The sequence below is a fragment of the Shewanella sp. TC10 genome (assembly GCF_009663145.1).
Taxonomy (GTDB): Bacteria; Pseudomonadota; Gammaproteobacteria; order Enterobacterales; family Shewanellaceae; genus Shewanella.
In genome coordinates, this window is record NZ_VKHR01000046.1 from 23,179 (window position 1) to 45,854 (window position 22,676).

General features: G+C 41.4%; 17 protein-coding genes and 1 tRNA gene. 8 read left to right on the forward strand and 10 right to left on the reverse strand.

Annotated elements, in window-relative coordinates:
- Positions 1–33: 33 nt before the first annotated feature.
- From FNZ24_RS15310 to FNZ24_RS15320, 3 genes are all read right to left on the reverse strand, one after another.
- A complete protein-coding gene (locus tag FNZ24_RS15310; RefSeq protein WP_153915603.1) occupies positions 34–1,641 on the reverse strand; it encodes a carboxyl transferase domain-containing protein in 1,608 nt (535 codons plus the stop codon).
- 111 nt (positions 1,642–1,752) lie between these two features.
- Entirely contained in the window at positions 1,753–2,922 is a 1,170-nt protein-coding gene (locus tag FNZ24_RS15315; protein WP_153915604.1) for an isovaleryl-CoA dehydrogenase, read from the reverse strand.
- A 293-nt stretch (positions 2,923–3,215) separates the two neighbouring features.
- Entirely contained in the window at positions 3,216–3,611 is a 396-nt protein-coding gene (locus FNZ24_RS15320) for a MerR family transcriptional regulator (RefSeq protein ID WP_153915605.1), read from the reverse strand.
- 384 nt (positions 3,612–3,995) lie between these two features.
- Here FNZ24_RS15320 and FNZ24_RS15325 point away from each other — a divergent pair, with 384 nt between their 5' ends.
- Positions 3,996–5,915 (forward strand): propionyl-CoA synthetase, encoded by a 1,920-nt coding sequence (locus FNZ24_RS15325; protein ID WP_153915606.1) that lies wholly within the window; start codon positions 3,996–3,998, stop codon positions 5,913–5,915.
- A gap of 272 nt (positions 5,916–6,187) precedes the next feature.
- The gene (locus tag FNZ24_RS15330; protein WP_153915607.1) at positions 6,188–6,664 is read left to right on the forward strand and encodes a hypothetical protein; all 477 of its coding nucleotides are present in this window, start codon (positions 6,188–6,190) and stop codon (positions 6,662–6,664) included.
- A 148-nt stretch (positions 6,665–6,812) separates the two neighbouring features.
- Here FNZ24_RS15330 and FNZ24_RS15335 read toward each other — a convergent pair whose 3' ends face one another.
- From FNZ24_RS15335 to FNZ24_RS15355, 5 genes are all read right to left on the reverse strand, one after another.
- Positions 6,813–7,562: an SDR family oxidoreductase gene (locus tag FNZ24_RS15335; protein WP_153915608.1), complete on the reverse strand. Its 750-nt coding sequence runs from the start codon at positions 7,560–7,562 to the stop codon at positions 6,813–6,815.
- Positions 7,563–7,807: 245 nt separating this feature from the next.
- On the reverse strand, positions 7,808–8,818 hold the full coding sequence (locus FNZ24_RS15340; RefSeq protein ID WP_153915609.1) for a LysR family transcriptional regulator: 1,011 nt from the start codon (positions 8,816–8,818) through the stop codon (positions 7,808–7,810).
- A gap of 311 nt (positions 8,819–9,129) precedes the next feature.
- Positions 9,130–9,660 carry a hypothetical protein gene (locus FNZ24_RS15345; protein WP_153915610.1) on the reverse strand — a complete coding sequence of 177 codons (531 nt, stop codon included), beginning with the start codon at positions 9,658–9,660 and terminating at the stop codon, positions 9,130–9,132.
- A gap of 11 nt (positions 9,661–9,671) precedes the next feature.
- On the reverse strand, positions 9,672–11,897 hold the full coding sequence (locus FNZ24_RS15350; protein WP_153915611.1) for an aldehyde ferredoxin oxidoreductase: 2,226 nt from the start codon (positions 11,895–11,897) through the stop codon (positions 9,672–9,674).
- A gap of 22 nt (positions 11,898–11,919) precedes the next feature.
- Entirely contained in the window at positions 11,920–12,573 is a 654-nt protein-coding gene (locus tag FNZ24_RS15355; protein ID WP_153915612.1) for a 4Fe-4S dicluster domain-containing protein, read from the reverse strand.
- A 389-nt stretch (positions 12,574–12,962) separates the two neighbouring features.
- Between FNZ24_RS15355 and FNZ24_RS15360 the strand changes: the two genes are divergently transcribed.
- The 3 genes from FNZ24_RS15360 (at position 12,963) to FNZ24_RS15370 (ending at position 18,031) form a co-directional block, all read left to right on the forward strand.
- On the forward strand, positions 12,963–15,362 hold the full coding sequence (locus FNZ24_RS15360) for an OmcA/MtrC family decaheme c-type cytochrome (RefSeq protein WP_228768511.1): 2,400 nt from the start codon (positions 12,963–12,965) through the stop codon (positions 15,360–15,362).
- A gap of 325 nt (positions 15,363–15,687) precedes the next feature.
- A complete protein-coding gene (gene gndA, locus FNZ24_RS15365) occupies positions 15,688–17,217 on the forward strand; it encodes an NADP-dependent phosphogluconate dehydrogenase (RefSeq protein ID WP_153915613.1) in 1,530 nt (509 codons plus the stop codon).
- Between the two features lie 514 nt (positions 17,218–17,731).
- Complete coding sequence (locus FNZ24_RS15370; RefSeq protein ID WP_153915614.1) at positions 17,732–18,031, forward strand: hypothetical protein; 300 nt, start codon at positions 17,732–17,734, stop codon at positions 18,029–18,031.
- Positions 18,032–18,138: 107 nt separating this feature from the next.
- Here the strand turns inward: FNZ24_RS15370 and FNZ24_RS15375 are convergent, their stop codons facing one another.
- Entirely contained in the window at positions 18,139–19,020 is an 882-nt protein-coding gene (locus tag FNZ24_RS15375; RefSeq protein WP_153915615.1) for a 1,4-dihydroxy-2-naphthoate polyprenyltransferase, read from the reverse strand.
- Positions 19,021–19,255: 235 nt separating this feature from the next.
- On the opposite strand from FNZ24_RS15375, the gene tesB reads away from it, so the two are divergent.
- From tesB to FNZ24_RS15390, 3 genes are all read left to right on the forward strand, one after another.
- Complete coding sequence (gene tesB, locus FNZ24_RS15380; RefSeq protein WP_153915616.1) at positions 19,256–20,119, forward strand: acyl-CoA thioesterase II; 864 nt, start codon at positions 19,256–19,258, stop codon at positions 20,117–20,119.
- Positions 20,119–20,520, forward strand: a complete 402-nt coding sequence (locus FNZ24_RS15385; RefSeq protein WP_153915617.1) for a YbaY family lipoprotein — start codon at positions 20,119–20,121, stop codon at positions 20,518–20,520. The genes tesB and FNZ24_RS15385 overlap by 1 nt, the downstream gene beginning before the upstream one ends.
- A gap of 174 nt (positions 20,521–20,694) precedes the next feature.
- Positions 20,695–21,936 carry an MFS transporter gene (locus FNZ24_RS15390; protein ID WP_153915620.1) on the forward strand — a complete coding sequence of 414 codons (1,242 nt, stop codon included), beginning with the start codon at positions 20,695–20,697 and terminating at the stop codon, positions 21,934–21,936.
- Positions 21,937–22,435: 499 nt separating this feature from the next.
- On the opposite strand, the gene FNZ24_RS15395 is transcribed toward FNZ24_RS15390, so the two are convergent.
- Positions 22,436–22,511 (reverse strand) — tRNA-Glu (locus FNZ24_RS15395).
- Positions 22,512–22,676: the final 165 nt, after the last annotated feature.

Below are 22,676 nucleotides of genomic sequence, written 5' to 3' on the forward strand. Positions count from 1 at the left end.
ATGCTCCTATTGATATTGACTGAATAACCGCATTTACATGCGGAACACACCAAACTTAGTATCTTCAATAGGCGCATTTAACGCCGCGGATAAAGCAAGACCAACCACATCACGGGTTTGCGCAGGGTCGATAATGCCGTCATCCCATAAACGAGCACTGGCATGATATGGGTGACCTTCTTTGTCGTACTGCTCAACGATGGGCTTTCTAAACGCTTGCTCATCTTCGTCAGACCATTGTTGGCCTTTACGGGCTAAACCGTCACGACGCACTGTGGCTAATACGCCTGCAGCTTGCTCGCCGCCCATAACTGAGATACGGGCATTTGGCCACATCCACATCATGGTTGGCTCAAATGCGCGACCACACATACCATAGTTACCAGCGCCATAACTGCCACCAATAATCACGGTGAATTTAGGTACGCTGGCACAGGATACAGCGGTAACCATTTTTGCGCCGTGCTTTGCGATGCCTTCATGTTCGTATTTTTTACCGACCATGAAGCCTGTGATGTTTTGCAAGAACAGTAATGGGATTTTGCGCTGGCAACACAATTCAATAAAGTGAGCGCCTTTTTGGGCAGACTCTGAAAACAAAATGCCGTTGTTGGCCACAATCCCGACAGGGTAGCCGTGAATGCGGGCGAAACCACACACTAAGGTGTTACCGTAATTGGCTTTAAATTCATCAAAATCAGAATCGTCAACCACACGGGCAATGACTTCTTTGACATCAAATGGTTTTTTAAGATCGGTGCCGACAATCCCATAAAGCTCGCTAATATCAAACTTAGGTGGTTTTACTGGACTTAACTGGGCTTCAATTTGTTTTTGATGATTTAGGCGGGCAATAGATTTGCGAGCAAGTTCTAATGCATGGTCATCATTTTGGGCTAAGTGATCAGCCACACCTGAAATTTTGGTGTGAACTTCAGCGCCGCCAAGCTCTTCGGCTGAGACTTCTTCACCCGTCGCGGCTTTAACCAGTGGCGGACCTGCTAAAAAGATGGTGCCTTGCTCTTTTACAATAATCGATTCATCAGCCATGGCAGGCACATATGCGCCGCCAGCAGTACATAAGCCCATCACGACTGCCACTTGCGGAATTCCTTTGGCTGACATTTGGGCTTGATTGTAAAAAATACGCCCGAAATGGTCACGGTCTGGAAACACTTCATCTTGGCGTGGCAAGTTCGCCCCGCCTGAATCAACTAAATAGATACAAGGCAGGTGACAACGGCTAGCAATATCTTGAGCACGTAAATGCTTTTTAACGGTAATCGGGTAGTAAGTGCCGCCTTTTACTGTGGCGTCATTAGCGATAATCATGCACTCAACGCCACTAACACGGCCAATGCCAGCAATTACGCCTGCAGCTGGTACGGCTTCGTCATAAACTTCATAGGCTGCGAATTGGGAGATTTCTAAAAATGGCGAGCCTGGGTCGAGGAGTTTTTCAACACGTTGACGGGGAAGCAATTTACCTCTCGATAAATGACGCTCAAGGGCAGCAGGGCCGCCACCTTGTTCAATCTTCGCGAGTTTGATTTTTAAGTCGTCAACGATGGCGGCCATGTCATTATGTTTGGCTTTAAAATCATCGCTACGGGAGTTAATACGGCTGCTCAATTGCGTCACAATGCATATCCTTATTTGATAAAGGGGAGCGATAACATGGCTGAGACAATGGGGGAACACCCAACCATGTTACGCAAAACACTTTCTATTTACCTTGGCTTTTGGGGCCAACTATTTTGTTTCGTTGAAAAGCTCACGACCAATCAGCATACGACGGATCTCTGAGGTGCCTGCACCGATTTCATATAGCTTGGCATCACGCAATAAGCGGCCAGTGGCATATTCGTTGATGTAACCGTTTCCGCCCAGCAGCTGAATCGCATCTAATGCCATTTTCGTTGCTAATTCAGCACTGTATAGGATTGCGCCAGCGGCATCTTTACGAGTCGTTTCACCGCGATCGCATGATTTAGCCACGTTATATACATAAGATTTTGCGGCATTCATGCCCGTGTACATATCAGCGATTTTGCCCTGAATTAACTGGAACTCACCGATTGATTTACCAAACTGCTCACGCTCGTGAATATATGGCACCACAATATCCATACAGGCATTCATGATCCCTAATGGTCCACCTGATAAAATCACTCGTTCATAATCTAGGCCGCTCATTAGTACTTTAACGCCATTGTTTAGACCGCCAAGAATATTTTCTTCTGGGACTTCACAGTCTTCAAATACTAGCTCACAGGTGTTTGAGCCACGCATGCCTAGTTTGTCTAGTTTTTGCGCTGTGCTGAAACCTTTAAAGGTTTTCTCGATGATGAAAGCGGTAATACCGTGGGGGCCTTTATCGATATCGGTTTTGGCATAAATCACCAAGGTGTCAGCGTCTGGGCCGTTAGTGATCCACATTTTATTGCCGTTAAGAATGTAGCGATCGCCTTCTTTGCGGGCATTAAGCTTCATTGAAACCACATCAGAACCAGCATTAGGTTCACTCATAGCCAATGCGCCAATGTGTTCACCGCTGACTAATTTAGGTAGGTATTTGGCTTTTTGAGCGGCATTACCATTACGGTTAATTTGGTTAACACACAAATTAGAATGAGCGCCGTAGCTTAAGCCAATTGAGGCCGATGCGCGGGAGATTTCCTCCATTGCGACCACATGAGCAAGGTAGCCCATGTTTGCACCACCAAACTCTTCAGGAACGGTCACTCCGAGTAACCCCATTTCGCCCAAAACTGGCCACATGTGATTAGGGAATGCATTGTCTTGATCAACTTGCGCAGCGATAGGGGCAATTTCGTTAGTTGCAAAATCATTGATGGCGTCGCGAAGCATGTCCACGTCTTCGCCCAGGCCAAAATTAAGGCTTGTGTAGAGTGATGTCATTGTCTTGTGTCCTGTTGAATATAGGTTACTGCTGCCGTAAAACTATGTTGTTTCTTTGGCTTATAATTTTTATGGTCTAACTGTTATTGCTAACATTGGTAAGCTTGGATTCTTAGTGATCCAATGCTTACCTTTTATGATGTGACGGTTTTCTATTAGTAAGCTTTAGTGATTATTTTTGTCTAAATGCTTATTTTTACTGCGTAAAACCAAAAGCGTCGATGAGTTTAGCTATTTGGACTTACTGCTTTTCTACTTATGTACTTTTCTATTGGGTCTAACCCGTTCAGTGGTTACTTTTCTTGTTCAAGTGCTGCTCGACATTGCTGCTCTGCAGAATTGAGCTCCATTAATACCACTTTAATATCGTCCATTTGCTGTTGCAGAGATGCTTTCTTTTCTTCAACTAAATCCAGCATGGTATGGAGTTGTGATGTACTGCTTTTATCAGCATCGTACAGTTCAAATAAGCGGCGGGTTTCAGCTAATGAAAACCCTAAGCGTTTTCCGCGCAAAATTAGTTTTAAACGTACACGGTCTTTAAGACTGTAAATACGGGTTTGCCCACGGCGTTTAGGCTTAATTAGCCCTTGGTCTTCGTAGAAACGAATACTTCGTGTCGTGATATCAAATTCTTTTGATAAATCACTGATTGAATATGTGGATTGTGGGTTCAAGTTTGCGCTCATCGTTTCACCAAAAGTACGTCTTTTGATGCAAGATATATGAAGTTTACGTAAAGGTAAAGTTTGATGCCAGTTTGTAATCAGTTTTTTGGCTGAGATTATTGTAAATCGAGCTTGCCAAGTGAGGTGATATTGCTACAAATTTGATGATGATAAAACTGGAGTAGTATATCAGTTATCACTGATTGTTGGTTATGAAAAATTATACGAGTGTTTTAATTTCAATGCGTTAGCTGTTTAAACTATGTCAAAATAACTGGTTTTGAGTGACCTAAAAGCTATATCCCTTGGTCTAATAGGGTTTATTTTTTAACCACGCCATAATGAAATAAAAATAATCGTTGTGATTAAAAATTAACTTACAAGCATGGTACAGGGGAGTTAAAGATGGCTGGATTAGGAAAGCAAATGCATCAGCAATCTTTGCAAGATAAGCAAGGGTTTTGGCAGCAAGCCGCACAAGCTGTGACATGGTTTACACCGTTTGAACAAGTGTTAGACGAATCTAATGCGCCATTTTATAAGTGGTTTGCAGGCGGTAAAATGAACACCTGTTTTAATGCTGTCGACAGACATGTTGAGGCGGGACACGGCGATAGAATCGCCATTGAATATGTCAGTCCAGTCACTCAAAACCAATACAGTATTAGCTATCAAGAGTTACTTTCTCAGGTCAGTCGATTAGCAGGTTACATGCAATCTATTGGCATTGAAAAGGGCGATAGAGTGGTGATTTATATGCCAATGGTGCCCGAAACAGCCTATGCCATGTTAGCTTGTGCGCGGATTGGTGCTATTCATTCTGTGGTCTTTGGTGGCTTTGCGGCCAATGAGTTAGCCACACGAATTAACGACGCTAAACCTAAATTAGTCTTATCAGCGTCATGTGGTATCGAGCCTTCGGGTGTTGTGAAGTACAAGCCTTTGTTAGATGAAGCTTTGAGTCAAGCAAGCCACAAAGTGAATCACTGCGTAATTCTAAATCGTCCACAATACAGCGCCGACCTTCAACCTGTGAGAGATGCCGATTGGCAGGTGGCAATCGCAGACGCGCCATTTGTTGATTGTGTTGCCGTTGAAGCTACCCACCCTTTGTACGTGCTATATACCTCAGGTACAACCGGACAGCCTAAGGGGGTAGTGCGAGACAATGGTGGACACGCTGTCGCCATGACGTGGTCAATGAAGCATATTTATAATATCGAAGCAGGAGATGTATTTTGGGCTGCATCGGATGTGGGTTGGGTGGTTGGCCACTCTTACATTGTTTATGGCCCATTAATGGCTGGCGCTACCACCTTGATGTATGAAGGTAAGCCTGTAGGTACGCCAGATGCGGGGGCTTTTTGGCGAATTATTGAAAATTATAACGTGAAAAGCTTTTTTACTGCACCTACAGCTGTCAGGGCCATCAAACGTGAAGATCCAAATGGCGAACTCCTGAAAGGTGTTAATTTATCTTGTTTAGGACAAGTCTTTTTGGCGGGAGAGCGATGCGATCCAGACACCCTTTATTGGGCGCAAGATAAACTTAGCAAGCCAGTTATTGATCACTGGTGGCAAACAGAAACAGGTTGGCCTGTCGCTGCTAATTTAATGGGAGTTGATCCGATTGAGGTTAAAGCGGGATCGCCTGCAAGGCCAGTCCCTGGCTATCAAGTAGAAGTACTCGATGCCATGGGTGATCAAGTGCCTGCCAATGAAAGCGGCAATGTGGTGATTAAATTACCATTGCCACCAGGCAACCTGACTACACTTTGGAACAATGATACGAGATATGTCGACAGTTATTTATCAATGTATGACGGTTACTATTTAACCGGTGATGCGGGGTATATTGATGATGATGGTTACTTGTACATTATGAGCCGTATTGATGACATCATTAATGTCGCGGGTCATCGATTATCCACTGGACGGTTTGAAGAAGTGCTATGCCAGCATGATGCTGTCGCTGAAGCGGCTGTGATTGGTGTGCAGGATAAACTTAAAGGTCAAGTGCCACTGGGATTAGTGGTGCTCAAAAATGGCGTTAATTTATCGGATGAACAACTTTATCAGGAACTGCTGGGTTTAGTTCGCCACGAAATTGGTCCTGTTGCTTCATTTAGACTAGTGAGCGCGGTACAAAAATTACCTAAAACCCGTTCAGGTAAAATATTACGTGCCACAATGCGCAAAATTGCAGATAACAATGAATACACTGTACCAGCTACCATTGAAGATCCAATGACGTTAGACATTGTCCGCAGTGCGTTAACGAAAATGGGGTACGCTGACTCGCTAACTAAGGAGTTGACGGTTTAGCTAACCTTTATCAGTTACCCTAGATCCTAGTTAAATGTTTAATGAGATAAAACGAGCCCGATGGCTCGTTTTTTGTTTATTAGGCTTTACTGTTAAAGATTGCGATTATTGAGCTGGATATGGTGTGTAATTGGGCTAAAATGGGAGTTAAGTGCTGATTTATAGTGTTATTTAATCAAACTTCGGCGATTAATGTTTTATAATCGGTACTGTTAACTATAAGTTCATCTGTTATTTTTATCTGAAATAAGACAAAGGCTTGATTTACGTTTATGAACAACATTAATGAATTACCTGAAAAGATTAATACGAAAACTAGCCGACTCTTTTGGTTAACAGTATTTACAGGCGGGATATATCCAATCATTTGGCTGTTTGCTAAATACCCAAAAATGGATGAAATTACTTCAATACGCACTGCCGATGATTCGTTTGTACTTTCAATTGCTGTGTGTTTTGGTTTTGGTGGTGTGTTATCCCATAGCGAATTTGGGTTTATCGGGGCAATAGGGACGTTATTATTAACTGCAGCTTTTTTCTTATACGTATTCTGGTCTTTCAGAGCGCGGGCAGCGTTGCAAGATTATGCCCATGTGAATTTTGGTATTGATTTCAAGATGAATAAATTTTTCACTGTGGTGCTGAATATCTTTTATATCAATTACTGTATTAATCAATTGCCGGAAGAGCAGCAAAAAGGTCACCCAAGTTACGGAAAAGGCTCAATCAAGATTACCGAACTTAAATAAATGGATTGACGTAATTAGCCAAAAAAAGAGAAGCAGTTAGCTTCTCTTTTTTTATGTGGTTTGTTTATTTTAGATGAACCGGCATCAAAATATTTATTGAGCGATACAGGTTGATTTTAGCTTGTTAAATCATCATTTTGTTGCTTATTTAACTCATTTTTCGCAAGATTTTATCAGGCAACACTCGCAATATTAGTTGGATAAATGCCCATGGATAACTTGGAACATAGCAATTAGCCGGCTCTTTATTGATAGCTTTGACCATAGCTCGACAACCTGTTTCTGCATCCACCATAAATGGTGCGCCATCAGCGTGATCGTTGATGTCTGTTTTGATATAACCTGGATGAACGCAAGTGACGTTTATCGGAGTATTCATTACATCTAATCGGATCCCTTCAGTTAATGATGAAAGTCCAGCTTTGGTCGCTGCATAGACGGTCATTGCGCGTCTAAACCCACGTAACGCACTGATAGATGAAACCGTGACCAGATGACCAAAGTTTTGTTGTCTGAATATTTGCATCGCCGCTTCACATTGGGCTAATGCCGCGACAAAATTAGTTTGTGCAGTTTGTTTATTGGCTTCAAATAACCCTGTACCAATTGAGCCACCTTTACCCATACCCGCATTAACAATCACTCTATCAACACTGCCCATCAGCGTATTGAACTGTTTAAATACTTCGAAAACCTGCTGGTGATCATTAACATCTAACGCCAATATCCACACTGTTACATTAGGGTAGGCTTGGTTAATTTGAGCTTTAAGTTCTTCTAAACGATCAGTTCGTCTAGCACATAAGCCTAAGTTTGAACCTTGTTTGGCGAATTCAAGTGCCATCCCTTGCCCTAAACCAGAGCTTGCGCCGGTAATAATAATGTTCTGTCTGTGCATGTTGATTCCATTCCTAACAATCGAGTATGAGTCGTTTTTTATTTTACTTGTAGTCGAATGTTATTGCGCAACTCATGACTTTATTTATGACAAATCAGAGCAATAACTCAAATTATCTTGCTGGCAATTAAGAGTGGAGTCAAATAAGTGAATTATTTAATAAAATATTGGGAATGTTGAATATGAGTTTAACGGCCTGAAAAGGTGAAATACCAGCCATCAGATGAGGCTGGTATTGTTTTGCCCTATCGTTCGAACTGACAAGTTTTAATACAACCATTTGCGCCTGTGGTAATTAATTCAGCGAGTTTGCTTTTAACGCAATCAGAGAGCTTTCTTTCGGTTTTACGAGTTTGCATATATAAGGTCATATTTGGCTTATTACGCATGAGTTCAGCCCGCTCGGTTTTTGAAACTATTTGTGCTCGGATAGAGTCATCATGGGTTAGGTAATCGACAGCGCCTTGGGATACCACTAACGTAATGGCATCAGTACCAGTCAAAAAATCAGAAATTTCATTGAGGTTGTTGGTTTTGGCCGCCACTTTTAGCTCGCGTTCTCTACCGTCAGCAAATTGTTTTAACGGGGTTGCTTCAAGCTCACTATTAAAGTGTAAAACTTCTGTGAGGATCACTGGGTAATTTAGCGCTCTATCGAGTATTGGCTTATAAATTTCGTCCCAAATTGGATGGTCTTGTCTGGCAACCACAAAGGTGTCTGTGACTTCACAGATTTTTGTACTCTGGATACCAACATGGATCGATGGGTTGCAAGTGATGACCACATCACACTGATTATTTAGCAGCATTTCTTCATCATTTGGACCATTATCTTGAAGCATTGCTGATTTAACACAGGTTTGACCGCATGCACTATTACATTGGCAATTATAGAGTTTTCTTAATATTCCATTGGTGAAACCAGATGGTGCGTGAATGGTTATGTCGTTATCAAGACTATCGATACTCTTATCGATTTCTTGGGCAAGATCGATATGGTTAATTTCGATTCTTTTTAGAATAGGGTATAAGCGCTGAGATTTATCCGTTATCTCTAGACCCGATACTTTTTTTACAAACAGGGGGTCATCGAAAGCATCTCTGAGTCGTGATAAACAGCGGCTTATTTTTGATTGAGGAACGTTAAATGATTCAGCTGTTAGTTTTCCGCTTTGAAATTCATACAACCTTAAGAACACTAACAAGGTCATATAGTCGAGGTTAAGCAGCCTTTCTTGTGTCGTTGTAGGGATCATTATGCTCGCTTATTATGGATTAACCTTGTAGTTAATGTACCAATTTAGAGGTATTTTAGGAGTGAGAAATAACAAAATTTATACCTCAATCACGCTTTTGTATGACTTATAAGGTTGAAGTGTTAACTCACGAATAATATTAGGGAAATCAATCTAAAGTCTATTTTTATTTGTCGGCGTATATTTAGCTCGTCGCTGACACTATTTGTCTCTAGAGTGTTTTATTGGGGAGTGAAGAAAATGCCAATCGTGTGATTGGCATTGGCATTGTTATTTCTCGGTTCAACCTTTAGTTTTTTACTTGTTTGGCTTTAAGCTGACCATTCAAAGGGATCGTGATCAGCTAAGACTTTGGCATAAGTTGTCGTCATGGTTTTGATAGAAAAGTAGTAACCTTGGGTGTCACTGTTGTTTTGCCTATCAAGTTGAAAGTGAATATCTTCACATCCCTCAGTATGGCTAAACTTTTCCTTTAATGTTGCTAGCTCAGTTTGCTCAAGATTATAGGGTGGGTGAGTAAAATTTGATGCCGCGACTAATTCACCCATTGAAGAATAGCGACGGATATAGCTGGCCATAGTTTCAATTAGCTTACCGTCTTTGACACCAACCCACTGAGTAGCATAGGTGCTGACAATGAACCTTTTTGAATAAAAGTAATGGTCTTTTTCACCCGCAATGATGGCGACGTCTTGATACTGAGTATCCTCAATTAATTGTTGGTGAGCGACTTCTACATCTTCAATTTCGAGATCAAGTCCAGCAACTGCAATGACCTGCTCGGCCGTCACAAGACGGCCGTCCTTACTTAATAAGCGAATATAGTCCACTAGTTCAATCATATGTGCATCACCTATGCTGGCAGAAGGGCTAAACTTTCTAGCTTATCTGCTACATAGCCCAGATTGAATTTCTCTAAGGTAGAACGAGTAGGCACACCAGTGTCTTTATCCCATCCCATTTCAGCGTAAAACATATCTAAGCCAATTTGGATATCGTCTCGGTCCATCTTGATAGTGCCTTCGTCACCAAAGTTCATGTCATGATCCAAATCGTAAACCCATTCAGATAGCACATCATGTTTATTGCGCTGATCGATTTCATTCATTTGTAATACTGTGAGTGCTCGGTGAAGTTGCAATACACTTTCGGCTTTAGCATCGAGCTCTGCTTCAGAGGTCTCAATCCCTGTGACGAGACTGAACATTTGCGCTTCGATGGAGCTATCGCCAAGGTAATTACGATTAGCGTCAGGTGATACGACTAATGGGAACATCCAGTTACATAGGGTGAGTGAATCATGCAATACATTTTTAACTAAACACCATTTAGCAAATTTAGCTTTTGAGGTGTTCATTGCTGTGTAGTGCTTAACGGGATCAAATGCGCCTTCTCCCCATAGTGATGCTGCTACTTCGGCAATCTTTGCATGGGGTAAACCGCAGTTAATTAAGTTGATGTGCGAGTGACATTGAGGGTCGCGGTTAAATACCGTATTTAACAGTGCGCCAACTTGACCTGCAGACTCGCTTGCATGATGAACACCGCCGACCATAGAGCGGTTAAACACTTTCATGTTTTTATCAAGGAATACACTGTAGGTTTTACCTACTAAATCGTAATTTGCATCAGCTTCTAATTCAAACGTGAGCTCTGCCATACGAGGGTTTTCAACTTCATTTAAAATATCTTCGACGTTGTATAGCTCACCGTCTTCATTAATAAACTCGTGTAAACCACGACCCAGACAGCGGCCTAATATATTAGAGGTAGGGTAATCTGTGCTGTAAGCGATACGGGTATAAAAATCTTGCATAAAGTGGGCGTCTAGATCTGCATACTGCGCCCAATTAATCGCTGCATATTCTTCAGCAGGTAGAATAATTTCCCAAAAACCACGTGCGGTAAATTCACGCATTAAATGAGAAAGTTGTCCGTATGCACTCCAGATACCATTATCATCCATATAGTAAGCACCAACGGTTTGAATATCGGTGCGTTTTTCACCGCTACTAGGCTTACCCATAGCGTACCAAGGGTCTAAGAACCCTAAACATACATTAGTGATGTTTTCTGTTGGGAGATTATATTCAGTTTTCATTTTTGGGTTTTTGATTTCACAAAAACAGCGAATAGGGCATGAATGACAACCACCTGGGCGTTTAAAGACCTTATTGGCTTCATCACGACCAAAATACATTTCAGCCATAGAAGTTCGCATCCCCACTTTTTGACGATCGTCCCATGGAGTTTCTTCTAATTCAACAGGGGTGTCAGCTGCGCCCCATTTTACGCCTGGCCCACCGCGCCAGCGGCTACCAGAAGAGCTGTATTCTGCCCAAGATTGCGGTTGGTTAGGTACAACCCCATTGTTGTTGGCACCAATGATCCCAAGAATATGATCGTCTAGTGCACGCAGTTGCTCATTGGTTGTGGATTCTGCAATATCTACTGTGCCGGTACCAATGATACCAATGGCTTTTAACTTTTTAGAACCTAGAACAGAACCATGTCCACCAGCAGAGTGACCACCTTGGGTTTGGATTGTTGATTGGGCAACGAGGTTTTCACCAGCAGGACCAATTGCTGCTACTTGGGCTTGCTGTCCCATCATTTTGCTAACAGCAGCAAAAGTATCGAAAATTCCCACTCCCCATAAAGATTCTGCGGGTTCTAATGTTACCGTGTCATCGACAATTTTTAACCAAACAGGCGTGTCTGATTTACCTTCAACGATAATAGCATCGTAACCTGCAAATTTAAGCTCGGGTGAGAAGTGCCCGCCAAAATGGCCGTCAGTAATTAAGTGATTACGAATAACAGGGTTGCGTGAAGTAATAGTTGTTCTTGCTGAACAAATAGCACCAGAACCACTTAATGGTCCTGCTGAAATAACTAATCTATTATTTTTGTCTGTGGCTTTAATTCCTTCTTCATGATCATCCCATAAAACTTTATAACCAATTCCCATCCCGCCAATATAATCATGGTAGGTTTCTGTTGTTTCTTTAGTAATTACTTTTGTTGTTAAATTAACTCTTAAAATATAACCGGCCCAGCCGCCATATGTAGTAGTCATAATTATTCCTTTTAGTTTTTATTTAAACTAATTCTAAATATTTTTCATGAAGCTCAACTTCAGCAACGGCGTCTTCCCAGGTGTAAAACTTAATGGCACCTGTAGGGCAAACTTGAGCGCAATTAGGATTACCTTGGCAAAGGTCGCACTTAAGTGATTTACGCGTGTTTTTATCGATAGTAATGACTTGCTGAGGACATTTATCTGCGCAGTAACCACAGCCAACACATAAGTCATCATTTACTTCTCTTGCACCAGTTTCTTCATTGACTGAAATGGCTTGTTGCGGACATACAGTCATGCAGACATCACACTGACGACAGGTAGATGGAACAATGGTGCTATCACCTTGTTCACCGCGCTGGTCTTGATAATTGGTCTGTACGCCATGAGGCCCAAAGTTTAAGTTTTTAGCGACTTTGATTCTTGAGGTGCTTGGACTGACAGCAGACTTTCCGTGGCTCCAACTACATGCAATTTCACAGCGGCGACAACCGACACACATGATGGGATTAACAACCATTAAGCCACCTGGTAATACTTCTACAATAGGGGTGTCATCACCACCATCATCACTGCTACCACAACCCGTCAGAAAACTTACTAAAGACCCTGCATAAACAGTACCAACAGCAACTTTAGCGCTATTAGCAAGTAGTGCTCTCCTTGTAATCATATTTGTTTCCTCTTAATTATAAATATTGCTTTTATGTTTATATTTATAATCTGAGTATTGTTTAATTAAATTAAAAACAAGTTGATTATGATCACGTTTATTTTCTTGTTTTGGTTGAAAGTTATAATATATATCTTGGGTCACACTTTTATAGCGTGACTTTCATTTATTGCAAGTTATGATTCTATTTGTCTTCATTGTCGTTTGAATGGTTTTGTTTTTTAGAATGTTAGTTTCTGAAGTATGAAATTTATAAAGTGAAATTTAGATGGTTTTAAAAGTATTTATATATTTTAAATGGTTTCATGATTTTTATCACAATAAGATTTTTATAAATAAATAATGATTAATAAAAATATAAAAGCCATGGATTAATAAAAGGAATAACAATGATGAGTAGATTGTTAACTAGGAAATATAAGAAGTGGTTAACCCCACTTGTTTTAATTCCAGTGGTCGCGCTTACAGCATGTTCCGGTGATGACGGAAAAGATGGAGATGATGGAGAACCTGGTGATATCAATATTGCGATATCTGCAGCAACATCGTTGAAGGCTGAAATTGAAAAAGTGACTATTGATGATGCATTACAAGTTTCTTTTGAGTTCTATTTAAGTAATGCCAATGGGGTTGCCGTAAGCGGTCTAGCTGACTTAGATTCGATTCCAACATTAGGTGCGGGTATTGCCAAACTTGGCGATCAACAAAGACGTATTAGACCGTTAAATGAAGCTGACAGTGCCAGCGTGCAAAGTACGGCTGAAACGGATTTATCTCCACAATGGACCAGTTATATTAATAACGTGGTTGAACCCGGAGAGGTTGATGATAATGATTTAGAGCCGGGCTGGGATGAAAATAAAGGCACGCAGTGGCAAGCAAGCATAGAGTCTACTTGTAAAGAAGCCTGTATTGAAGCCATAGGTAATGGTTTATATCGTTACACATTCTCGCAATCTTTAGACAGCTATTCGAATATTGATGGCATCAATACTGAGTACGTTGCTGAAAACATTCACCGTGTTTATTTAGAGTTGTTGCCTTATTCTGGGGCTACAATTGATACGATGTTGGTTAATACGACATTTGATTTTGAACCACAAACTGGCACAGCCGCTGCAGAAGCAGATAGCCGAGTGTTATTGGCTTCTGAGCAAAGCTGTTATCGCTGTCACACAGCCGATCTGTCTGCAGACAATAGCTTATTAATGCACGGCAGCAAACGCTTCGATTATGAAGGCTGTGTAATGTGTCATACCAGTTATTCTGGCGACCCAGAAACGGGTGTTAGCATCGGAATGGCAAGTTTAGTTCATAAAATTCATAAGAGTGATTATCTCGTCATTGGCTACAAAGGCTCAGTGCATGATTACAGTGATTTATCGTACCCAGGTGATATGCATCAATGTCAGCAGTGTCATATTGAAGATGCAGCGCCTCAAGCGGACTTTTATCAATACCCTGGTCAAGAAACCTGCTTAAGTTGTCATGAGAAATATGCACCAGAAGGCTGGAATGGCACCGCTGTTGGTTTATTCCATGATCGTGATGCATTTCCTGATGCGTGGGCAATGAGTTGTAGTGGTTGTCATCCTGATAGCAATAATCCATTAGGTTCAGCAATATTTCATAATGCAGCGGTTAGTGTGACGGATGCGTTAGCTGAGCAATATCAATTTGCTATTACTGATAGTGTGATTGATGAAGTGCAAGATACCCTAACGGCAACCTTAACCTTTAATCAATTAAGTGCTAGTCCAGAAGTCGACCCTGCAATTGATAACTTATGGATTGTGGCTTCAGGTAATACGCAGCAAACAGTGATGCCTGAGAATAACGGCCAGCGAAAAGTGTGGGATATTGTATCTGACGCTGATGATATTACGATGACTAGAGAAGGTTCAGTGGTCACTGTGATTGTCGAAAATGCCGGTGTTGCTGATTTTGCTTTAGATTCTGCAGGTACTCTATACGCTAAAGTGATGGCGTGCGGTGATAAGTCTACAGGTCTTGTGGCTTCTTGTGACGCGCAAGATATTGATTCAAATATTGTGATTGCAGAAGTTCCAGCCGATAGTGCTGTTGCATTAACGGCGAATGTGTCGGCTTATGCAGAGTTGGTGAACAACCAAAAATGTGTCGCTTGTCATGATGACCAATTCCAGCAACGTGTGAACGATGCCCACAGTAAAATTTCGACTCCTGATAATGGTGCTACCTGCGGTGCATGTCACTCACCACAAGTGGCAACCACACTTGCAGATGGCAGTTGTCAAAGCTGTCACACCAATGACATGGTTAAATACATGAATGCAACGCGCAAGCATACACCGGGTGATGCCAGTGTAAAGGCGTTCAGAACCATCAGTAACAGCTTAGGTTATCGTGAATTAGTGCATTCTTTACATGCTAATACTCGTACAACCGTAGGTTACAGCGGTAGCGAGCGAGAGGATATGACTTATCCTGCAGCAGCGAATGACTGTCAGGCTTGTCATGATGAAGGCCAGCTAACTATGGATACTCTGTCTGCGCAAAGCTCAGTTATTGTCGCGACGCCGAATGCGACAATGACGGGTGAAGTGGCTGAGTATTCTCCAACTGTCGCGGTTTGTGCTGCATGTCATAACAATGAAGCTAGTTGGGCTGCCCATGCTCAAAGTTATGGTGGGGTGTTCCAACAAGATGCGAGTTCAGGTGCGATATATCAACCTGGAGATGAATCTTGTCGAACTTGTCATGGCGAAGGTAAAGGCTTTGGCATTGATGTGATGCACGGCTTTAACTAAAGCAATTTAAAGCAGGGTAAGGGATGTAAAAGCTTAATCACTCCGATAGATGCGCTTTTACAACCCTGCTTTATCCGCTTTATAAATCATCAAGGTGATTATTTGTCAAAGGCTGAAGATTGTACTAATTTAGCCGTTTACAATTGACATATAATTTATAACTATCTGTGTTTATTAGATAAAAAAATTTTAATGATTGTTTTCCTATTTCTGCAATAGTGTGTGCACAGATTGCGACTGTAATTTTGTTACATAAATCCGTATAATCCCCCTTCAAATGGATTCGCTACGCGCGATTAATCTCTGTGACCTTTGGAAAATAATAATGAATACCCAATCATTTCGTTCAGACATCGGCGTTATCGGCCTCGGTGTGATGGGCAAAAATCTCGCGTTAAACATAGCTGATAATGGCTACCAGGTGGCAGCTTTTGATCTTGACAGTGAAAAAGTAAATGCTGCTATTAATCAAGAACAAGCGGAAAGAAAAGCCGACAAAGCACCCCGAATGCTTGGTTGTAATAATCTTACCGAAATGCTCGATTCACTGGCTAAACCTCGTGTTATTGTTTTATCTGTTCCTGCTGGTGGACCGGTTGATGGTGTGTGTAATGCATTAATCGAAGCTGGTATCGAGTCTGACGATATTATCGTTGATACAGGTAACAGTTTATGGACTGATACTGTTGAACGTGAAGCCCGTTTTAAAGGCAAATTTGTGTTCTTTAGTTCAGCGGTTTCAGGTGGTGAAGTTGGTGCGCGCTTTGGCCCATCACTTATGCCTAGTGGCGATAAAGATGCATGGCAATATGTTGCACCTGTATGGAAAGCCATGGCGGCTAAAGTCGACCCTGATACAGGTTTACCTATTGAACGCTTCGAGCCGGGTAACCCAGTAACTGAAGGTGAGCCATGCACTACATATATTGGTCCAGCAGGTTCTGGTCATTATGTGAAAATGGTTCATAACGGTATTGAATATGCCGATATGCAATTGATTTGCGAAGCTTATCAGTTACTTCATGATGGTTTAGGTTTGTCAGCTCATGAAATTGGCGATATTTTCCATAACTGGAATAAAGGCAGCTTAAACAGCTACTTGATGGAAATCAGTGCTGAGGTTTTACAACAAGATGATCCATTAACGGGTCAACCTCTAGTTGAAATGATATTAGATAAAGCAGGCCAGAAAGGTACAGGTTTGTGGACTGCTGTGAGCAGTTTACAAATTGGCTGCCCAGCGCCAACTATTGCTGAAGCTGTCTATGCGCGCGCAGTGAGCACACAAAAAGATTTACGAGTTAACTTAAGCTCAAAGCTTGCAGGTCCTGTAAAAGTGGCTTTAAGTGATGCTGAAAAAGCTGAGTTTATTGCCAATCTTGAAGATGCATTGTATTGCGCCAAAGTGTGTTGCTACGCACAAGGCTTCCAATTAATGGCTATGGCAGCAAAAGAGCAAAACTGGTCTTTAGATTTTGCTGAAATTGCTAAGATTTGGCGTGCAGGTTGTATTATCCGTGCGACTTTCTTGCAGTCAATTACCAAAGCTTATCAAGATGATGCAGCGCTTCCAAACTTACTGATGGCTCAAACCTTCAGCGACAGTTTATCTGCTAAGCATATGAATTGGCGCAAGACGGTAGCAGCCTCAGTAATGCAAGGGATTCCAGCACCGTGTATTAGCTCTGCTGTGGCGTACTACGATAGCTACCGTAGCGAAACTTTACCGGCCAACTTACTTCAAGGTCAGCGCGACTTTTTTGGCGCACATACTTTTGAGCGTACAGATAAGCCTGCAGGTGAAAAATACCATTTAGATTGGAGCGCTAAAGAGCGTATTTTATCTAAAGTGTAGATTTCTCTTATGTATTCGAAGCCCTACCACTAACGGCGGGACATGAACAAAGCGTCTTAATATAAGGCGCTTTTTTATTGCTCGAGTTCAGCGAATATCACTAGGGCCTGTTGATCTTTCGAGGTTGTTTTTTGCAGCGAATTGTTGGTCATTTGTACAAGGCAGAGACTTTGTGGTGTAGTTATTCTACATAAAAAGTTGATAACGCGGTAAAAATGACCTACAAACGCTGCCCGAAGGGTTCGACTATAAGCGTTTTACTCTTTGTTGAATGCATCTTTGTGAATAAAAGGTGCTTAGATGACTAGGCATCAATTCATTAGCCTCGATTAAAACGCTTTTATTTCGAACAAAACTTAACCAGCAAAGATCAACAGACCCTACTTATCGTTTAAAAACCTGTCTTATTTTCAATACTTACTCATTACCAAGCTTGAAGAAAACTTGTATATCAGACGTCTGTGCTATAGGTTCAGTTATAGGCTTTAAAATAATAACGGAGCAGGGTGCTAATATGGATAAGGCAGCAAGAGTTGATGAAGCGATTGAAACACTTATCGCTGAATATGAGAAATACAGTCAAGCCGCAGACAAAAAACTCCCCCCTTTAGATATCAAAGATAGTGAATCACTAGAGAAGTTATTAGAAATTGTTTTATTACGTGAATCCATGAGCCAAAGAACGACTAAGAAGGCACCTGCATCGGTGAAGTTAAGAGCTGCAATTGCTGATTTGATTTTACTGAATGATCAATTTGATAGAAAACAAATTTCCGCTAATGCTGCGGCGGCCAACGCTGCAGAGGTTGAGTAGTTCATCGTTAAAGCATGAGACTCTGGTTAATGAGACACTGGTTAATATCAGGAAATCGATTTAACTCATTTCAAAAAAGGCTTCCCTAGGAAGCCTTTTTGTTGATGTTAGTGAGGTAAGCTAAAAATTAAGCCGATGCTGAATAAGAAGCTAAAAATCATGGTCAATTTAGCTGTTCGGCCAAGGATAGGGTTAAGGGCCTCGCCACTAGTATGGCTAAACTCACCGCTAAGCTGACGTGCATAAACTAATGCAAGGCCTGCAAGTAATACTGGTATTCCTGGTAAAGCTCCCATCAAGAAACCACCGATGATAATGCCGAACGGTAAATATACTAATGCTTGATAAAGTACTCTAGCTTGCGCCTGACCAATTCTAACAGCAAGAGTATGTTTGCCGGCTTTGGTATCCGTTTGAATGTCTCGGGTGTTGTTAACGAGCATAATGGCCGCATTAAACAAACCAATAGCGCTACCTAACAGCCAAGCGCTGGTGCTGGTATCGCCCGCTTGAATGTAATAGCTGCCAACCACTGCCACTAGCCCGAAAAAAACAAACGCTGCGACTTCTCCCAACCCATGTGATGCAAGCGGGTAAGGACCACCGCTGTAACAAACGGCACCTAATAAAGCGGCTACTGCCAAAATGGCGATTGGCCAACCTCCGTGAACAATCAGTGCTGAGCCGACGAGCAACGCAAGTACAAGACATATCACCATTGCATTACGAACGCTGTTAGGTGAAATCATGCCACTTTGAGTGACACGAACAGGGCCCACACGCTCTTCTGTATCAATACCGTTTTTAAAGTCAAAGTAATCATTCGCTAAGTTAACGGCAATTTGTAATAAAACGGCACATAACATCGAAATACAAGCAATGGTAAAACTAAATTGTTCTAGGTGAAGGGCTAAAATATTACCCACTAATAATGGACCAATGGCAGCAGGTAAGGTGCGTGGTCGAATCGCTAAAATCCAAGATTGCATATAGTTAAGGCTTCAAGATGTTGAGTTAAATTAGGATTGCCTAATAGCATAGCAATTTTTTATGATTAAGTACGAGGTTGTGATCTCGCAATTAGGTAAAAAGTTGTTGTTATTTGTGCTGATTTTTAGTGAATTTTGTTTACATGTGCGTAAATTTAAGAATATTTTTACGATTGATGAGTCGTTCTAAGGTAACCTTAGACTATTAGTTTGCTTGAACAGCGTTAGGATATTTATGAGTCAGGTATTAAACGATTTACTTTCGTTACTTTCATTAGAACAAATAGAGCTGGGACTGTTTCGTGGTCAAAGTCAGGATTTAGGCTTTGGTCATGTTTTTGGTGGTCAGGTGATGGGCCAAGCGCTAAGTGCTGCTAAGCAAACTGTCAGCGAAGATAGACACGTTCATTCATTACATTCTTACTTTTTAAGAGCGGGTGATGAGAAATTACCAATTGTTTATGATGTTGAGAATATGCGCGATGGTGGCAGCTTTAGTGCAAGACGAGTCAAAGCCATTCAAAAAGGCCGTCCTATATTTTATATGACTTGTTCTTTTCAAACTCCCGAAGAAGGATTTGATCATCAAGCAAAGATGCCGCAAGTGCCTGGGCCTGATGGATTGCTCAATCAACAAGAACTTGCACTTACAATGCGAGATAAAGTACCTGCTAAAATACTTGAAAAGTTCATGGCTGACTCGCCAATTGAAATGCGCTTAGTTAACCCTATTCATCCTATTGCGCCAGACTCAACTGAGCCTAAGCGTTATACATGGATGCGTGCTAGTGGCAATATTCCAAGTGACCATAGCGTGCAGGAGTATTTGTTGGCATACGCCTCAGATTTCAATTTCTTAGTTACAGCGGCGCAGCCACATGGCGTCTCATTCCTAACTCCAGGCATGAGAATGGCTACGATAGATCATGCTATGTGGTTCCATAGACCATTTAATTTTTCTGACTGGTTGCTTTATAGTGTTGAAAGTACCAATGCAAGCGGTGGTCGTGGCTTTGTGAAGGGACAGTTTTTTGATCAGCAAGGGCGTTTAGTTGCTTCAGCAACGCAAGAAGGCCTGTTAAGAATGACGAAAGGATAATGTATATGAAGTATGGTGTTAAAGCTGCCATTTTTGCGCTAATGGCATTAATGATGACAGCCTGTGTGACTGTAGAGCCTGATAAACCAGTCATTATTAATGGTTATGCAGGATACCTTGAAAAAGTTACCTTACCCCAAGGCTGTAAGATCAATATTGCGATTATTGATTTTAATACCCCTGGATTAATCATCTCTCAAAAGACCTTTGATATTGCGCGGGCACCGGTACCGTTTAAGTTTACTTTGCCAGCAGAAGGTATAGATGATGATATTGATTATGGTGTAGTAGCTATGATTTCTTATCAAGATCAAGTCATTTTTCAAACCTATGAAAAATTCCCTGTGATCAGTAATGATAAATTTACTACTGAAGTGATAATGAAGCAGGTTCAGCGATAGTCTAGCTTGCTTTGATTTGGTTTAAAAAGTCTTATTTAGTTACGTCTTAAGTATTTATTCTTAGAATTTAAGACGTAACTCACATCTTCTTGTCACTCAATTTGCTTATGCTGAACAGCAAGTAATAATCATCTTTTCTCAAACATTTCATCGAGGCTTTAAGTTGTGCCTGATTTGCGTGCTAATGCTGTAAATGAACTCGGTCGATCTCGATCTGAGCTTCGCCTTATCTGGGCTTTGTGTTTAGCCTCTATCGTTGTCTATATCAACCTTTATGCTGTACAGGGGATGCTACCCTCTATTGCAGAGCATTTTCATGTGAGCGGCGCCAAAGCAACGCTTATTCTTTCTGTTACAAGCTTCTCTTTGGCTTTTTCATTATTAATTTACGCCGTTATTTCTGACAGAGTAGGCCGTCTAGCCCCAATTATGCTGAGCCTATGGTTATTAGTGGCATCAAATATTTTATTGATATTTGCGCAAGATTTTGATGCTTTATTAATGGTGAGATTATTACAAGGCATCCTATTAGCTGCAGTGCCAGCAATAGCCATGGCATATTTTAAAGAGCAATTGCCTGCAAGTTTTTTACTTAAAGCTGCTGGAATTTATATTATGGCCAATAGCTTAGGGGGGATTGGTGGTAGGTTGATGGGCGGTTTGTTATCTCAATACTGCACTTGGGAGCAAGCCATGACAGTCAATTTTGCCGTCACTTTATTAGGGATCTCAATTGTCACCTACCTGCTACCAAGGCGAGAATTGAAACCTGAGAAAACTCAAAGTTCAATCGGTATGATTGCGAAAATAAAGCAGGATGTTGGTGGGTTTATTTACCATTTAACTGATCATCAAATGCGCTTGGTTTACATCATTGGTGGGCTTGCCTTCATGATGATGGTCAATCAATTTAGCTTTATCCAGCTGCACTTAATGGATGAACCGTATAACTTTAGTCGTTTTGCTGCCACATTAATTTTTCTTTGTTACTTAAGTGGAACCCTAACGTCTTACTTGTCAGCAAAGTGGGTTGTTAAATTCGGGGCTTTAGGCTTAATTAAAGGCGCATTGGTGGTAATGCTCATAGGCACTTTGTTGACCCTAATGGATAACTTAGCTGCAATCGTTATCGGTTTTTTACTCACAGCAAGTGGTTTTTTCTTAACCCATAGCTGCTGTAACTCGTTTGTGGCCATCAGAGCGTCGACTCATCGTGCAAAAGCGACTTCGTTATATCTTTGCAGTTATTACCTCGGAGCATCGCTTGGAGGGCCTTATTTGATGATTTTTTGGCACCAGCTTGAATGGCAAGGTGTTGTGATTGGTTCGTGTGGAATTCTTGCATTACTCTGTGTCGCAATAATGCGCCTTACTTATCATCAATCAAAGGCTGATGACATAGCTGTACGAAGCTAAGGTTAATTATAACGTTTTATAAGAGGCCAATAGGCCTCTTTTTTTATATCAAGTGCTCGGTGTATCGTTTGACAAAGCTTTGGATAATCTAGGTTGCTTTGAATAATCCTGGTTGCATTTTAGATATGCTGTTGCTTTATCGAATGGAGATTGAATCTATAGGGTAATTGGGCAGCACGATTAAACTGAAACTATTGAAACACTAGTTTTTATTAATGGCACCTGCTTATGAATAGAACACCTGTTTCACGCTAGCTAGTCCAATAATTTAAATAATTATCCTTCATGAGTGAAATAGAAACCTTGATGCAGAATCATAGGTTGAAGCTATAGGAGGCGGAGCGGTAGAAGGTTAGTCATTGTTCTATAAAGTAAGGTGTCAGAACTGTTGTGCTAGTTGTTGGGGAAAGGCTTTAACGTTCGTTTAGAAAGGTAAGATCTAAATTTCAGACATAAAAAAACCACAATTAAGTGGCTTTAATAACTCTTAAAAAGAGAGTGGTATCCCCTAGGGGATTCGAACCCCTGTTACCGCCGTGAAAGGGCGGTGTCCTAGGCCTCTAGACGAAGGGGACCCGGACTGCATTAGACTCTGCAAAGAGTGAATACTCATTAAGTTCTGTAGGCTAAAACTTAACGCTTGCTTTAATTTCTCGAAATRMATCAAGAAAAATAAAATAGTGGTATCCCCTAGGGGATTCGAACCCCTGTTACCGCCCTTTCACGGCGGTAACAGGRGW

Bases quoted from the DNA above. Each gene is read 5' to 3' on its own strand.
- FNZ24_RS15315 (WP_153915604.1), bottom strand. From the start codon at position 2,922: ATGACATCACTCTACACAAGCCTTAATTTTGGCCTGGGCGAAGACGTG.
- FNZ24_RS15320 (WP_153915605.1), bottom strand. From the start codon at position 3,611: ATGAGCGCAAACTTGAACCCACAATCCACATATTCAATCAGTGATTTA.
- FNZ24_RS15325 (WP_153915606.1), top strand. From the start codon at position 3,996: ATGGCTGGATTAGGAAAGCAAATGCATCAGCAATCTTTGCAAGATAAG.
- FNZ24_RS15330 (WP_153915607.1), top strand. From the start codon at position 6,188: ATGAACAACATTAATGAATTACCTGAAAAGATTAATACGAAAACTAGC.
- FNZ24_RS15335 (WP_153915608.1), bottom strand. From the start codon at position 7,562: ATGCACAGACAGAACATTATTATTACCGGCGCAAGCTCTGGTTTAGGG.
- FNZ24_RS15340 (WP_153915609.1), bottom strand. From the start codon at position 8,818: ATGATCCCTACAACGACACAAGAAAGGCTGCTTAACCTCGACTATATG.
- FNZ24_RS15345 (WP_153915610.1), bottom strand. From the start codon at position 9,660: ATGATTGAACTAGTGGACTATATTCGCTTATTAAGTAAGGACGGCCGT.
- FNZ24_RS15350 (WP_153915611.1), bottom strand. From the start codon at position 11,897: ATGACTACTACATATGGCGGCTGGGCCGGTTATATTTTAAGAGTTAAT.
- FNZ24_RS15355 (WP_153915612.1), bottom strand. From the start codon at position 12,573: ATGATTACAAGGAGAGCACTACTTGCTAATAGCGCTAAAGTTGCTGTT.
- FNZ24_RS15360 (WP_228768511.1), top strand. From the start codon at position 12,963: ATGATGAGTAGATTGTTAACTAGGAAATATAAGAAGTGGTTAACCCCA.
- gndA (WP_153915613.1), top strand. From the start codon at position 15,688: ATGAATACCCAATCATTTCGTTCAGACATCGGCGTTATCGGCCTCGGT.
- FNZ24_RS15370 (WP_153915614.1), top strand. From the start codon at position 17,732: ATGGATAAGGCAGCAAGAGTTGATGAAGCGATTGAAACACTTATCGCT.
- FNZ24_RS15375 (WP_153915615.1), bottom strand. From the start codon at position 19,020: ATGCAATCTTGGATTTTAGCGATTCGACCACGCACCTTACCTGCTGCC.
- tesB (WP_153915616.1), top strand. From the start codon at position 19,256: ATGAGTCAGGTATTAAACGATTTACTTTCGTTACTTTCATTAGAACAA.
- FNZ24_RS15385 (WP_153915617.1), top strand. From the start codon at position 20,119: ATGTATATGAAGTATGGTGTTAAAGCTGCCATTTTTGCGCTAATGGCA.